Consider the following 14,372-nt stretch of genomic DNA (forward strand, 5'->3'; position numbering starts at 1 on the left):
GCTCTTGCCTGCTCGTCAGGCCCCTGACGGGTCGCCAGTTGAGGACCGCATCTTGACGTATGCTGCCGCGATGCTCACACGAACCAGATGTCGCGCGCCTCGCCTGCAGGTCATGGAAGTCTGGGCCAGGCCTGACGATGTCGGTGGTGCCTTGTGAGCCACGCGGAGCAACTCGCGTTCTTTGAGGCCGTCGTTCGCCGCAACACGGGGCTCGTCACCGGCGCCAGGATCCTCGAGATCGGGTCGTACGACGTCAATGGGTCCATGCGCGAGGGCTTCGCGGCGGCGGGTGAGTACGTAGGCGTCGACCTGACCCCTGGCCCCGGGGTCGACGTCATCGGATTCGGGCACGAACTGAGCGAGCCGGACGGCGCCTTCGACATCGCCGTTTCGGGCGAGTGCTTCGAGCACGACCCGCACTGGCGGGCCACCTTCGAGAACATGTCCAGGATGACCAAGCCGGGCGGTCTGGTGGCATTCACGTGTGCATCCCACGGAAGACCAGAGCACGGCACTCGCAGAAGCGACCTGACTGACTCTCCCGGCACTCAGGCCGAGGGCCTGGACTACTACCGAAATCTCGTTGCCGCCGATTTCGAGACCTTGCCTCTGTCGTCATGGTTCAGCGAGTGGCGGTTGTGGACGATGCCGACGACCTTCGACCTGTACTTCGTCGGCTTTCGGGCCGGAGCGCCGAGCGCGGCACAGTTCCCCAGCGACGCTGACGTGAAGGCGATCCGGCGATTTCTGCCATTGGCCCACCGAGTGATCCGTGCCCCGCTATATCTCGTCGCTGCACTGGTCCACGACGAGGACCGCTACCAGCGGATCGTCATGCCCTATTGGTTGACCTTGTTGCGGCGCTCGGCCGGACGCCAGCGAGCAGAGCGCACGGCCTAACCCTCGCGCCGGGAGGCACCCTCCGCGATTGGACGCCCGCGCAAGTCAGCGATGAGGAGCGCCAACTTGTGTCGTGCCCCGCGACCCCGGCGTTCGACCAGATCCACGAGCGCCTTCTGGACCAGGTGGCCACGCAGCATCCACCGTCGACGCGCGGAGCGCTCCGACCTGTTCCAGCCACGCTCGTGCGCAGCGAACGCGAGAGAGCGATAGAGCTCGACCTCCTCGCGGAATCGCGATGAGTCGAGGGTGTATGCCTCCGTCTGGTTGCCGACGTGCCGGCGATACTCGAAGAGCACCTCACGCACGCTCACCAAGGCGCGGTCCGCCAGAATCTGACGGGTGGTGAAATCGAGATCCTGCACCATGAGCCATCGAGGGTCGAAGGGGTCGGGCCCGACCACGGCCCGATTCAGGCACAGGGCCGGGCAGTAGATGTAGTTGTTGGCCAGGATCGCTGACAGCCCCGCGTCACCTGCGAGCGCGTAGTCGTGCCGCGGGCGGCGCGCAAGCTTCTTGGCCAGGTCCGCCGCACTTGTACCGGCGTCTCCCGCTGCCCCGATGACCCGCACGTCCGTGAAGTACGCGGCGGCACCCGGGTACCGCCGCGCGGCCTCCAGCACCCGCTCGGCGTACCTCGGCAGCAATCGATCGTCCTGGTGGAGCAGCGTGACCAAAGGGCTGCGGGCAAGGGAGAGACAGGCGTTCCAGTTCCTGGTCATGCCGACGTTCTGGGCGTGCCGCACGTAGCGCATCCTGGGGTCGTCATAGACGGAGATGAGATCGTCCGCCTGTTCAGGTCCTGCGTCGTCGACCACCACGAGCTCCCAGTCGTCCGCAGACTGCGCCCGGACACTCTCGATGGCCTCGACCAGGTAATCGCGGCCCCGGTAGTAGGGGATGGCGAACGTGATTGCTGGGGACAAGTCGGACCTTGAGGGGTGAAGGGGCGATTCGTAGGGTCGGGATGAACTGCATGGTGATCTGGCTAGCATCTGGGAAACGACCAGCGATGCGTTCGCAGTCACGATAGTCGGGGACGGCAGAGGGGTCGGCATGGACTGAGCCCGATCCGATTCTGGTGAGGTCGACAGCGGGTCGAGAGACCTCTCACCATTACCCTGTCTGCGCCCCAGCACACCACACAGAGGAACTCGCATGCCACGAACACGTCGACCGAGGGGGGTCCCCGCGTTCGCGCTCGGTGCGGCGCTGGTCGCGGCGTCCTTGCTCACGCTGTTCGCCTGGAGTTTCGCCTCACCACCGAGTTCGTCGCCAGACGACGACTACCATCTTCCGTCGATCTGGTGTGCCCAGGGGCCCACCGCCACCTGCGCTCCGGTCGCTGGAGACGCGGAGAGCCGGCTTGTCCCACTGCCGGTTCTGGCAGGCTCCTGCTACGCGCCCGACGCCGCCGCGAGCGCGAGCTGCCAGACGTCATTCGACGATGAACTCGTGGCAGAGGTCCCCACGTCACACGGCAACTGGAACGGCGGCTATCCGCCGGTCTTCTACATGGTCATGAATCTTTTCCTCACCCCTGACTACGAGGTCTCCGTTGTCCTGATGCGCTTGGTCAACTCGTTGGTGACGGTGGGAATGGTCGGTCTGGTAGGTCTGCTGGTGCCAGCCCGCCTTCGTGTGGTGGCGGTGGTCCCGATTGTCATCACGTCCGTCCCCCTTGGCCTCTCGCTCTTCGCCTCGACCAATCCGAGCAGCTGGGCCATCGTCAGTGCGGCCACGCTGTGGCTGACCCTCTACGCCTCGGTCGAGGTCACCGGCAGACGCCGAGCAATGCTTCTAGGTCTTGCTGTCCTGTCCGCGCTGCTCGGCTCTGGAGCCCGCAGCGACGCATGCCTCTTCTCGGTCGTGGCGGTGGCAGTCGCGTTCATCCTCCGGTTCACGGAGTTGCGCCACAACCGCGCCCTCGTCAGCGTGGGCCTGGCGTGCCTGGCGCTCTCGGGCTACTTCTTCCTGGGCACCGGGCAGGCCTCCACTGTGGTCAATGGCGTTGACACGCTTGATTCCTTGGCGGTCCCTTGGACTGATCTGGCTCTCCTGAATGCTCGCGAACTTCCCGTGCTGCTCTTTGGCGGCTTCGGATACGGGCCGATGGGCGCGACCGGCTGGCTGGACACAACTTTCCCCGCCGCCGTCGGCGCACTCGGGGTGAGCGTTTGGGCGGCTCTGGTCTTCGACTCCTTGGGCCATCTCACCCGCGCGAAGGCCATAGCGGTAGGTGCCGTTGCGACGGCCCTGGTGCTGTATCCACTGGTGGTTCTGGGGAGCACCGGGGTGGCAGTCGGCGGCGCCTTTCAGCCTCGCTACGCCCTGCCCCTGCTGGTCATTCTCACAGGGCTGTGCCTGCTTCGCCCGGTGACGGGACACTCGTGGCGGCTCACCAGGGCCCAGACCGGAATCCTGCTGGTGGCACTGGTCATCAGCCACACCTTGGCGCTTGCTCGCCAGATCCGCCGCTACGTGACCGGGCTCGATGTGACAGGGCTCAACCTGGACGCCGACCGCGAATGGTGGTGGTCCGGCGTCCCGTTGCCTGCGACCGGTGTGTGGCTCATTGGGTCCCTGGCGTTCTCCGCGGTGTGTGTATTGACGTTGTGGGCGTGGTACTCAGCGGACTGCGATCGACTCGAAGAGGCGGACGCCACGTCAGTAGCCGATCGGGATGACCTGGCACACGCGCACGATTCAACGGCGCAGTAGGCGGGCGACCCTGGCATGGAGTCGCCAGGTTCGCGACGACGTCACGGCCCTCAGCCGGCGACGCAGCGAGACAGTACGACGACGTTGCCGCTGTAGCCGTCGCTGAAGTTGGCGGACTCGTCGGGCCCTCGACCTGAGTCGCGTGACGGTGTTGGAGAGCTGCTGCTGCAGGCGCTCGACGTCCGCCTCTCGAGCGGCCAGGTCCTCGCGCAGCAGCTCCGCCTGCTCCCGCTCGTAGGCGAGCTCGCCATCCAGCCGAGCGTTCTCCCCGGTGGCATCAGCCAGATCGTGACGCAGCCGAACCTCCGCATCGGCCTCGGACCCATCGGTTTCCACCATGCTCTGCGCGAGCAGGCGGTGGGACTCCAGCAGGGCCAGCCGCTTCTCCAGCACCTCGGTGTGCAACGAGACGTACTGGGACTCGTAGCGGTGAACGACGTCGCGCCGCGTGAGGTCGTGGCGCTCGAGAAGGAGCGCCCATCCCGTCAGGAAGTCCACGCTCACGTCGGTGCGCCGGAAGAACCCCCGTTCGGCGAAGGATGCCGCCCAGTCGGGTGTTGGCCGCACATTGACGTGACTGGGCTCTTCGAAGTCTGTGGGAGTCGATGAGAATAGGATGAGGTCCGTGGCGGCACACATGCTGTCGATGGCGAGCTCGGCATCGGTCGGCGACATGTGCTCCAGGACTTCGACGCACGTGACGAGGTCGAATCGCCCCTCGATCGGCGCCGTGGCTGAGGCGACGTACAACTTCGCGCGCACGTCGGGGTGGGCCGACTCGATCGCGTGCGCGGAGTGGTCGAACCCGGAGGCGTCAGCTCCGACCGTTGCGAATGCCTGGACCAGCAGCCCCTTGGCACACCCGACGTCCAGGACGTTGGTAGCGCTTGTCAGCGCCACCAACCGTGTCGCAGCGCGGGTGAAGAAGCTACGCCAGGACTCCGAGGACCAGTCATACTCGTCTCCCCCCAAGTGGCTGGCGTAGTAGGCGCCCATGTAGTCGTCGGCACGTGTCCCAATGCTCTCGGGATGTTGCGGCAGGGGGGTCATCGGCGTCCCTTTCCGACCTCTGCCAGACCGGTGGTCGTCAGCGCCTCGACGATGGTCTGGACTTGACGGTCCCAGCCGTAACGCTGATAGACCTCGTCGGCCGACTCTTCGGCCCGCTGTTGGTAGCCGGCGGTGTCTCGGGCCAGGTCGACGGACTCGCGCAGCGCATCGTCCCACTCGTGTGCCCGGACGACCCGGCCGGTCCGACCGTCGGCGATCGCTCCGGTGAACGCGGGCGTCGAGCTGGCGATGGTCCAGCTGCCGACGGCCGCCGACTCGAAGTACTTCAGCTCCGACTTGCACGCGGTGAACGCGTGGTGCTGCAACGGCGCCAGGTTGACCTCGACGCCCGCGATAGCCCGCTGAAGGGCCACGTAGTCCATGAAGGGCATCACGTCGACCCGCTCGCTGGGCAGATCGGCCAGCTCGCCGAGCACGTCCAGCCGACCCACAACGCGCAGCCGGACCTCCGGGTCGTCGACCAGCAGACGGTGCAGCGCCGGAGACACCACGGCAAAGTCCCGCGCGTGCGTCGGGGTGCCGCTGAAGTAGCCCACGGTGACGGCACCGTCGCGCTTCCAGCCGCTGTCACGCTTGGCGTCGAGCAGCTCCCGCGAGTAGCGCTCCTGGTCGCGGTTGAGGAAGTTGGGGATCAGCGCCACCCGACCTTCGTCGAAGTACGGCGCCATGCGCTCTTGGAGCGGTACGCCCGTCGTCAGGCCCGCATCGCAGCGGCTTACGGTCTGCTGGAGCTGCCCCATGTAGGCCAGCCACAGGGACCAGTTGCGGAAGTCCTCCCCGTCGACACCGATAGCGTCCATGACGAACGGCGCGAACTTGGGGTCGAACACGAGGTCGTCGCTGTCGAAGATCAAGGGGACCCGACAGTGCCTGGCGCGGTCCATCAGTCGCAGCAGGGGTCCACTGCATGGGTAGCGAACGATCACGACGGCGTCGAGTCGCTCGATGAGGTGGTGCATGGAGTCGAGCTCGAGCTCGCTGAACCAGCCCGCCCCGATGTCGCAGTCGGGGTCGTTGTTGAGCGCATCGACGATGTTGGAAACGCGGTAGCGAAACGTGCTGGTGTCCGGCGACCGGTAGATCCAAGCGACGCGACGAGGCCGGCGCATCATCCAGCCGACCCGCTCGCTCATCGAGTGCGACCAAAGCGCAGGAGCGGGCGGAGGGAGTTCGGGAAGATCAGTGAACATGGCCGCCGACGCCGAGTCGGCCTCGAAGGCGATCGTCGAGTTCAGCAAGAACCGCACCCATGGCCGCCGTCCAGTCGCGGCCGATCGAGTCCCGCTCGCGGTTGGCCGCGCGCTGATTGTCGTCCAGGCCCAGCGCCACCGCCCGCGCCACTCCCTCGACGAGCGTCTCCAGCCCGAGGTCGGCGACGAGGATGTTCTCCGAGACGTCCGACAGGTCCTCCTTGCCGGGGTGCCGATTGGTCAGCACGGCGGCGCCGGCGGCGGCCAGGTCGAGCGGCGGGTACGACGGGTGGGGGGTGTCCATCAGCACGAGCGCGGCATCCATGGAGCCGACGAGCGCCTGATAGGCCGCCCAGCTCAGCCCCTCATGCAGCTCTGGACGCACCCCGCGGGGCAGAGAGAGGTCAGGTGTGGCTCTGCCGACGAAGTGCAGCTCCCACTCGTCGGGGTCGAGGACGTTCTCCTCGATCGCGCGGGACAGCGCCAGACCGCCGCGCCAGAAGAGATTGCGGGAGTTCTGTGGGCGTGAGTAGAAGAAGAAGCGTCGCTTGCCCTCCCGTGCCGGAGGCTGCGCCGACGCCGCGTGCGCTGGAAAGGCCGGCTCGAACGACACCCCGTCCCGGTCCAGGCGCGGGAAGTCGCCGACCATGTGGTCCATCAGTCGTTGCGTGTTGACGACGGTCGTCAGGCCCGGGTCGTCGAGGGTCTCCGTGCAGAGCAGCCGCTCGTCCCCGAAGGGGTAGAACATGCGCTCGTCCTCCTGGAGAAGGTAGACGATCTCGTCCTTCGACAGCGTGCTGTCGAGCGCGGCGCGGGTGCTCCACCACGAGGTCGTCAGCACGAGTTCGCGCTCGCCCATCAGCAGCGGCTGCTTCGGCCCGGTGAGGGGTAGGTGAGCGATCTCGACATCGCCGAGGAGCGTGATCCCGGCGGCACGCTCCAGCGACGCGATCACGCCGGGGTCAGGCGAGTCGTGCCGGGTGACCAGTCGCAACGACGCGTCATACCGGTTGGCGAGGAGCATGCCCAAGATGAGCGCGGTGCCGACACCACCGAAGAGGCTGGAGGCCGCCACGCTGTCGGTCAGCACCGTGACCCGGGGTCCGACGCCGGTGACGCGCAGCACCGGGAAGGCGCCAATGTCGCTCCAGCGCTCGTCGTACAGGGTGCGGAACTCGGGATACAGGGGCCGGCCACCCGTGGTCGACCGTCCCTCGGCACGACCGTGGCGCAGGTAGTGGATGAGCGGGTTCAACCCCGTCGTGATGATGTCGGGGTGCTGTCGCACGTAATCGGAGGTCGAGAATCCCTCGCCCGGGTCGAAACCCTCGTCGGCGCCGTGCGCAAGGAAGTGGTGCAGCGGCTCGACGTCGTCGGGCACGTCGGGGCGGAAGTGGCGGTAGTAGGCGTCGTCGAAGAGTCCGGACTCCCGGATGATCCGGACGTCGTCGAGGAAGGGATTCAGCAGGCGCCCTTCGGCCTCCCCCTCCCGCAGGAAATGAACCAGCGGGTTCCAGCCAGTGGCCTGGACGTCGGGGTAACGCTTCCAGTAGGCGGTCGTCGAGAACTCGGCCGACGGGTCGCGTCCCTCACGGGCTCCCGACTGCAGGTAGTGCCCGGTGGGGTCGATGCCGGCGGCTGCCACGTCGGGGTAGGTGGCGAGGTAGAACTCCTCGTCGAACAGCTCGGATGCGGCGAGCAGCTCGCGGTCCGTCATGGCATCCCGGCGGGGATCCTGCTGAGGCATGTGGGCTCCGGAAGAGTGCGGGCATGGCAACGCCGTGGCCGGCTCCGGGGAGTCGTGCGCACGGCACCCAACCACTGTATGCCACCGCGGTTGCGGCCCTCCAAGTCCGATTCGTCAGGTGACCGTCGTCAGCAGCTGCGTGGCGCGCGTGAGTGCGACGTACAGGGTGGCGCGCCCGGTCGCGGACTCTGCCTCGATCTCCGCAGGCCGCACGACCACGATGCCGTCGAACTCGAGTCCCTTCGTGTCGACGCCGGTCAGCACGACGATGCGGTCGTCGCCGCTGGGCGTGACCGACGAGTCGACCGCGGCACGAGCACCGGCCGCGTCGTCGGCGAACTCGGACCAGCCGGCCAGCCAGGCGTTGACCTCGCTGCGCCGGGCGACGGGTACGACGACCGCGACGGTGCCGGCGACCCGGCCCGCGACGTCGGCCACTGCCTCGCGAGCGACCCCTTCGAGGTCGTCGGCACCGGACACCTCGCGTGGCGCCACCCCGGTCGAGCGGACCGCGGTCGGCAGGTCGGCGTCGAGCCCGACTCGACGGGCGTACGCCGCGGCGTACTCGTAGATCTCGGCGGAGTTGCGGTAGTTGGTGGAGAGGTGGAACTCGTGGAGCGCCTTGCCCTCGAGCGCCTCGGCGCGGGCCTGTGCGGACTCCTCGGGCACCGGCCACGACGACTGCGCGGGGTCGCCGACGATGGTCCAGCTGGCGCCGCGGCCGCGACGGCCGAGCATCCGCCACTGCATCGGCGTGAGGTCCTGCGCCTCGTCGATGAGCACGTGGGCGTAGCCGTCGTCCTCGATGCGGTGGGTGGGCGGAGCCCACGACCGGCCGCTCGGGGCGTACTCGCGGTCGGCTGCCGTGGTGAGCTCCTGCAGGTCGACGCCACCCTGGGCTGCGGTGAGGGTGTCCTCGTCCTCGTTCTGCTGCTGGGGCACGTCGCCGATGGCGTAGCGCAGCTCGTCGAGCAACGGCACGTCCTCGACGCTGAGGCCATCAGTCGCCCACGACTTCGAGAGCAAGCGCTGGTCCTCGTCGCTGACGACGCCGTCGCCGACGCGCGCCAGGACCTCGGGGTCGCGGAGCCAGCCGAGCACCGTCATCGCATCGAGCGGCGGCCACCAGGAGACGGCGAAGTCGACGAACGCCTGGTTGGAGAGCATCTCGTCGTCGAAGTACTCGCGACCGCGCTCACGCCCGCGCTCGCCGCGCACCTGGCGCCACATCGCGTCGAGGAGGCTGGGCGCCACGCGGGAGAGCTGGCGGTTGCGCCGGCCCTGCGTCATCAGCTTGCGACGGACCCGGCCGAGGCTGGCCTGGTCGAGCCTGATGCGGTCGTCGCGCCAGAACACCGAGAACTCGCGCGGGCTGTTGGGGGCCTGTTGCCGCGCCGTACGACGCAGCAGCTCGGCCATGCGAGCGGAGCCCTTGACGTCGGCGACGGCCGGCTCGTCGTGGCGGGTGGCGCGCACGCCGTTGACGACCTCGCCGAGGCTGCGCAGTGCTACGGCGGTCTCGCCGAGGCTGGGCAGCACCCGCTCGATGTAGCGCATGAAGACGCCGCTGGGGCCGACGACGAGCACGCCGCCGCCTTCGTAGCGGCGCCGGTCGGAGTAGAGGAGGTACGCCGCCCGGTGCAGCGCGACGACTGTCTTGCCGGTGCCGGGACCACCGGAGATCGAGGTCACGCCCCGGCCCGGTGCGCGGATCGCCTTGTCCTGCTCGGCCTGGATGGTGGCCACGATGGAGTGCATCGAGCGGTCGCGAGCCCGGGAGAGCTGGGCCATCAGCGCGCCCTCGCCGACCACGGGCAGGTCGGCGGCGGCGGGGTGCTCGGCGTCGAGCAGCTCGTCCTCGACCCCGACGACGGTGCGGTGGTCGGACCGCAGCACGCGGCGTCGGACGACTTGCTGCGGCTCGGCGGCGGTGGCCTGGTAGAACACCGCGGCGGCCGGGGCGCGCCAGTCGATCAGGATCGAGTCGCGCTGGTCGTCGCGCAGCCCGATGCGGCCGATGTAGCGGGGCTCGGGGTCGAAACCCGGGTCGAGGTCGAGGCGGCCGAAGACCAGCCCCTCGTGGGCGGCGTCGAGCTGGGCGATCCGGCGCGCAGCCTGGAACACCATCGCGTCGCGCTCGACGAGCCCGCCCTCGTGCCCGAGGTGGGCGCGACCGTGACCCTCCGTCGCGAGCTGGGCAGCCGCGACGGCGGAGCGCTCCAGCTGGACGTAGACCCGGTCGACGAATGCCTGTTCGGCAGCGATCTCACGCTGCTCGAGCTGATCGGCCAACTCCGCTTCCCCCAACACTTGACGAGAACTGGCAAGAGAAGAACTCTACCCGTCACGGCTTTCGTCTATCGCTTCCGGGACAAGAACGCCGTCATCGCCTCGCGAGCCTCGTCGGACGCGAACAGCCTGGCGCTGAGTGTGGCCATCTCGGCGCCCCGCTCGTCGATGCGGGCGACGAGGTCGGCGTTGAGGATGCGCTTGGACTCGCGCAGCCCCTGCGCCGCCCCAGTGGCGAGGCTCTCGCAGACCCGGTCGACCTCAGCTTCGAGGTCGTCGGCAGGCACGGCCTTCGTGACCAGCCCGTACACCGCGGCCTCGGTGCCGCTGAAGATCTCACCGCCCAGCGTGGTCAGCGCGGCGGCCCGCGGGTGCATGCGGTGGTGCACGGTCAGGCTGATGATCGCGGCGGCCAGCCCGAGCTTGACCTCGGTGAGCGCGAACGTCGCCTCCTCGGCGCTGATCGCGATGTCGGCGGCCGCGACGATGCCGATGCCGCCGGCGCGGACCGCGCCCAGGTTGGCCGTGACGACCGGCTTGTCCATGGTGACGACGAGCCGCTGGAGCTCGACGATGCGCCGCGCCCCTTCCTCCATGCCGTCGGCGGTCGCCTCCGACAGGTCGGCGCCCGAGCAGAACACCTTCCCGCCGCTGCGGACCAGCACCACCCGCACCTCGTCGTCCGCGGCCGCCTGCTCGAGGAAGCCGAAGAGCTCGCTCACCAGCTGCCGCGACAACGCGTTGCGGTTGTGCGGGGAGTCGAGGGTGATCGTGGCGCGGGGCCCGGTGACGTCGTACTGCACGAGCGCGGTCATGGTGGCCATCTTGTCAGCCCCGCCACACCCATGTAACGCGGAGTTAAGTCAACTGGGACCCCCGCAGACCGGGCGCCCAGTCGTCCTAACTCCGCGTTACATGGAAGCTTGACGGACCGATAGGCATCCACAGGAAGCCCGATCCGGCCGTCGTCCACAGGGACCGTCCGTCTCCCAGCAGCGGGTCCGCCGTACGACGCAGGGTGAGGCATGCGCCTCGACATGTTGCCGGCCGTGCTGCCCGGCCATCACGGACTCATCACGCATACCGCCGCGATGTCGGCTGGGCTCGATCCAGCCGACGTGAATGCGCTGGTGCGCAGTGGCGAGTGGGTGCGCGTACGCCGCGGCGTCTATGCCAGGGCTGCCGACTGGTCCACCCTGCGCCACCGCAGCGACCGTTGCCGCCAGCTCTCCCGGGCGGCGAGCCTCAACATGTGGACCGACCATGTCCTCTCGCACGAGTCGGCCGCACTCGAACACGGGATGCCGGTGCTGCTGCGCGAGCCATTCCTGCCGCACGTCACCCGGCCCGGTGTCCTGGGTAGCCGGCGCCGCAACGGCGTCGTGCACCACAAGGCCGTCTTCCATGACAACCAGGTGGTCGAGCGCAACGGGTTCGCGGTGCTCGACCCGGCTCGTACGGCGGCCGACGTCGCCCGCTACTCCGGCGTGCGCGCGGGCTTGGTGGCATGCGACGCGGCGCTCCGGCTCGGCGCCAGCCACGCCGACCTGCGCCGGGCGATCGAGCCGATGACCTGCTGGCCAGGCGTCAGGACCGCGCGACACGCGATCGGTCTGGCGGACGCCAAGGCCGACGGCGCGGGCGAGTCCCTGGTGCGGCTGATGGTCCACGAGCTCGGCCAAGGCAGACCGCAAGCCCAGTTCGGCCTCACCGGCAGCGCCCGCACGGTCTTCTGCGACGTGAGGCTCGGTCGCCACATCTTCGAGTTCGACGGTCAGGTGAAGTACGAACCGCCCGAGCGCGGTGGCCTGGCCGACGACGACGCGTCGGGCGTGGTCTGGCAGGAGAAGCTGCGTCAGGACTGGATCGCAGCCCACCGGCTCGGCGTCTCGCGCGTCGTCTGGTCGGAGCTGATGCCGCCGCGCTGGGACGCCACGAGGGCCCGGCTCGCACGTGAGTACGCCGCCACGTGCCGCCTGTTCGGCACCGACATCTCCGACCTCGCGGCGTACCGCGTCGCCGGCTGACCCAACACTCCTTGGCGTTGTTCGGGCTGCCGCCGAAATTTCATGTAACGCGGAGTTAGGGCGACTGGGATACCCGCAGACCGGGCGCCCAGACGCCCTAACTCCGCGTTACAAGCCGCAATCCGAGAGGCCCTCCGCGACGAACAACCTGCATGGCCGATCGACTGCGCACCGCCCTGAGAACGGGCATCCCTGGCGCCGCTGGTGGCGTCCTCGCCACGCTGGCCGGGCTGGCAGCCGCGCACCTCACCGCGGCCCTCACCGACCCGGCGACGAGCCCGGTGGTCTCCATCGGGTCCACCGTCATCGACCTGACGCCGACCCCGGTCAAGGAATGGGCGGTCAGCAACTTCGGCACCGCCGACAAGCCGATCCTGATCGGCTCGGTGTTCGCGGGCACCCTGGTTCTGGCCGGCATCGCCGGCATCCTCGCCCGCCGCAGGTTCCCGCTCGGCGCGGCGCTGCTCGTCGTACTCACCGCTCTCGCCGGCGCCGCTGCACTGGCCCGCCCGACCGCGACCATCACCGATGTCATCCCCGCCGTGGTCGCCGCGATCGTCGGAGTGCTGACGCTTGCGCTGATCTTCCGAACCAGGACTGCGTCCGCCGAGGCCAAGACCGGCCCGCGCCTCTCGCGCCGTGGCATTCTCGGCATGGCCGCGGTCGCGGTCGCGGTCGGTGTCATCGGCGGAGCAGGCGAGTGGATCACCCGCGCGCGCAGCAGGATCGGCGACATCAAGCTGCCCCTGGCGGCAAAGAGGGCCAAGGCGCTGCCCGTTGGCCTCGAGGACCAGTACGCCGAGATCACCCCGCTGAGCACCTCGAACAGCAAGTTCTACCGCGTCGACACCCGGCTCACCGTGCCGATCGTCGACGTCGACTCCTGGTCGCTCACTATCGACGGTGACGTCGACAAGGAGCTCACGTTCAGCTTCGACGACCTGATGAAGATGTCGCTCGAGGAGCACGACATCACCATGACGTGCGTCAGCAACGACGTCGGCGGCAAGTACATCGGCGCCGCGCGCTGGCTGGGCGTCCCGATCACCACGCTGCTCGACCAGGCGGGTGTCGGAAGCAAGGCCGACCAGATCCTCTCGACCGATGTCGACGGCTTCACCATCTCCACGCCGCTCGAGCTGGCCACCGACGGCCGCAACATGATGGTCGTCATCGGCATGAACGGCGAGCCGCTCCCCCGCGAGCACGGCCTCCCGTGCCGGCTGATCACCCCCGGCATCTACGGCTTCGTCGGCGCCACCAAGTGGCTCACCAAGCTCACGCTGACGACGTACGCCGAGCAGACGGCGTACTGGACCGAGCGTGACTGGGCCACCGACGCACCGATCAAGGTGTCCAGCCGCATCGACACCCCCAAGCCGCTGGCGCGCCTCAAGCCCGGCAAGACGGCGATCGGTGGCGTGGCGTGGGCGCAAACGCGTGGCATCAAGACCGTCGAGGTCCGCATCGACGGCGGCGCCTGGCAGCCGGCCGAGCTCGGCCCGGAGGTCAACCTCGACTACTGGCGCCAATGGTACCTGCCGTGGGACGCCCCCAATGGCACGCACATGCTCTCGGTCCGCGCGACCACCCAGGACGGCGAGGTCCAGACGGCTGCCCGGGCGACGCCGTTCCCCTCGGGAGCCAGCGGCATCCAGGAGGTCACGATCTTCGTCGAGTAGATCCAATCCGTTACGAAGACTGCACCGAATCCCTGTCGTCACCGCAGCAAGGCACAACTCATCGAAAGGTTTCATCATGAAGCGCACCACTCTCCGTACGGGTGGCTCCCTCGCCACCCTCGCTCTGACCCTGTCGCTGGGCCTCAGCGCCTGCGGCGGCGACGACACCGCTGCCGACTCCGGCACCGACGCCGAGAGCTCGGCCCCGGCCGAGCCGACGCCCGAGGAGCCCTCGAGCGAGCCCGCAGCAGAAGGCGCTGCTGCTCAGGTCTTCGGTGAAGGCTGCGCAGCCGTTCCCCCCGACGGTGACGGTTCGTTCGATGGCATGGCCACCGAGCCTGTCGCCAACGCGGCCTCGGCCAACCCGCTCCTCAAGACGCTCGTCGCGGCCGTCACCAAGGCCGGCCTCGTCGACACCCTGAACTCGGCCGAGGACATCACCGTCTTCGCTCCGACCGACGACGCCTTCGCCAAGCTCCCGAAGAAGGACCTGAAGGCCGTGCTGGCGGACAAGGCCCTGCTCACGCAGATCCTGACCCACCACGTCGTCGGTGGCGCGCTCACCCCGGAGACCCTGGCCGGCGACCACGACACCCTCAACAAGGACACCGTCACGGTTGAAGGCAGCGGCGACGCGTTCACCGTCGACGCTGGCGGCGGCAACATGGCCAACGTCATCTGCGGCAACGTCCCGACTGCGAACGCCACGGTGTACATCGTCGACTCCGTGCTCATGCCTTCCTGA

General features: G+C 68.6%; 11 protein-coding genes. 5 read left to right on the forward strand and 6 right to left on the reverse strand.

The window, feature by feature from the left end:
- Positions 1-153 precede the first annotated feature (153 nt).
- The gene (locus tag H4Q84_RS11985; protein ID WP_282580234.1) at positions 154-900 is read left to right on the forward strand and encodes a class I SAM-dependent methyltransferase; all 747 of its coding nucleotides are present in this window, start codon (positions 154-156) and stop codon (positions 898-900) included.
- Here H4Q84_RS11985 and H4Q84_RS11990 read toward each other — a convergent pair.
- On the reverse strand, positions 897-1,826 hold the full coding sequence (locus H4Q84_RS11990; protein ID WP_248579328.1) for a glycosyltransferase: 930 nt from the start codon (positions 1,824-1,826) through the stop codon (positions 897-899). The two genes, H4Q84_RS11985 and H4Q84_RS11990, sit on opposite strands and share 4 nt — an antisense overlap.
- A 232-nt stretch (positions 1,827-2,058) precedes the next feature.
- On the opposite strand from H4Q84_RS11990, the gene H4Q84_RS11995 reads away from it, so the two are divergent.
- Entirely contained in the window at positions 2,059-3,621 is a 1,563-nt protein-coding gene (locus H4Q84_RS11995; RefSeq protein ID WP_248579329.1) for a DUF2142 domain-containing protein, read from the forward strand.
- Here the strand turns inward: H4Q84_RS11995 and H4Q84_RS12000 are convergent.
- The 5 genes from H4Q84_RS12000 to H4Q84_RS12020 all read right to left on the reverse strand — a co-directional run bounded on the left by H4Q84_RS12000 (position 3,607) and on the right by H4Q84_RS12020 (position 10,742).
- Positions 3,607-4,671: a class I SAM-dependent methyltransferase gene (locus H4Q84_RS12000; RefSeq protein WP_248579330.1), complete on the reverse strand. Its 1,065-nt coding sequence runs from the start codon at positions 4,669-4,671 to the stop codon at positions 3,607-3,609. The genes H4Q84_RS11995 and H4Q84_RS12000 overlap by 15 nt on opposite strands.
- Positions 4,668-5,825 carry a glycosyltransferase gene (locus H4Q84_RS12005; protein WP_248579331.1) on the reverse strand — a complete coding sequence of 386 codons (1,158 nt, stop codon included), beginning with the start codon at positions 5,823-5,825 and terminating at the stop codon, positions 4,668-4,670. Before H4Q84_RS12005 ends, H4Q84_RS12000 begins: the two co-directional genes overlap by 4 nt.
- Before the next feature lie 46 nt (positions 5,826-5,871).
- A complete protein-coding gene (locus tag H4Q84_RS12010) occupies positions 5,872-7,599 on the reverse strand; it encodes a hypothetical protein (protein WP_248579332.1) in 1,728 nt (575 codons plus the stop codon).
- A gap of 144 nt (positions 7,600-7,743) precedes the next feature.
- Positions 7,744-9,921, reverse strand: coding sequence for a UvrD-helicase domain-containing protein (locus H4Q84_RS12015; protein WP_248579333.1), 2,178 nt, complete (start codon positions 9,919-9,921; stop codon positions 7,744-7,746).
- A gap of 65 nt (positions 9,922-9,986) precedes the next feature.
- Positions 9,987-10,742, reverse strand: coding sequence for an enoyl-CoA hydratase-related protein (locus H4Q84_RS12020; protein ID WP_248579334.1), 756 nt, complete (start codon positions 10,740-10,742; stop codon positions 9,987-9,989).
- A gap of 201 nt (positions 10,743-10,943) precedes the next feature.
- On the opposite strand from H4Q84_RS12020, the gene H4Q84_RS12025 reads away from it, so the two are divergent.
- The 3 genes from H4Q84_RS12025 (at position 10,944) to H4Q84_RS12035 (ending at position 14,372) form a co-directional block, all read left to right on the forward strand.
- Positions 10,944-11,945: a type IV toxin-antitoxin system AbiEi family antitoxin domain-containing protein gene (locus H4Q84_RS12025; protein ID WP_248579335.1), complete on the forward strand. Its 1,002-nt coding sequence runs from the start codon at positions 10,944-10,946 to the stop codon at positions 11,943-11,945.
- A gap of 152 nt (positions 11,946-12,097) precedes the next feature.
- On the forward strand, positions 12,098-13,627 hold the full coding sequence (locus H4Q84_RS12030; protein ID WP_248579336.1) for a molybdopterin-dependent oxidoreductase: 1,530 nt from the start codon (positions 12,098-12,100) through the stop codon (positions 13,625-13,627).
- A 76-nt stretch (positions 13,628-13,703) separates the two neighbouring features.
- Positions 13,704-14,372: a fasciclin domain-containing protein gene (locus tag H4Q84_RS12035; protein WP_248579337.1), complete on the forward strand. Its 669-nt coding sequence runs from the start codon at positions 13,704-13,706 to the stop codon at positions 14,370-14,372.

This window comes from Nocardioides sp. InS609-2 (assembly GCF_023208195.1).
Lineage (GTDB): Bacteria > Actinomycetota > Actinomycetes > Propionibacteriales > Nocardioidaceae > Nocardioides.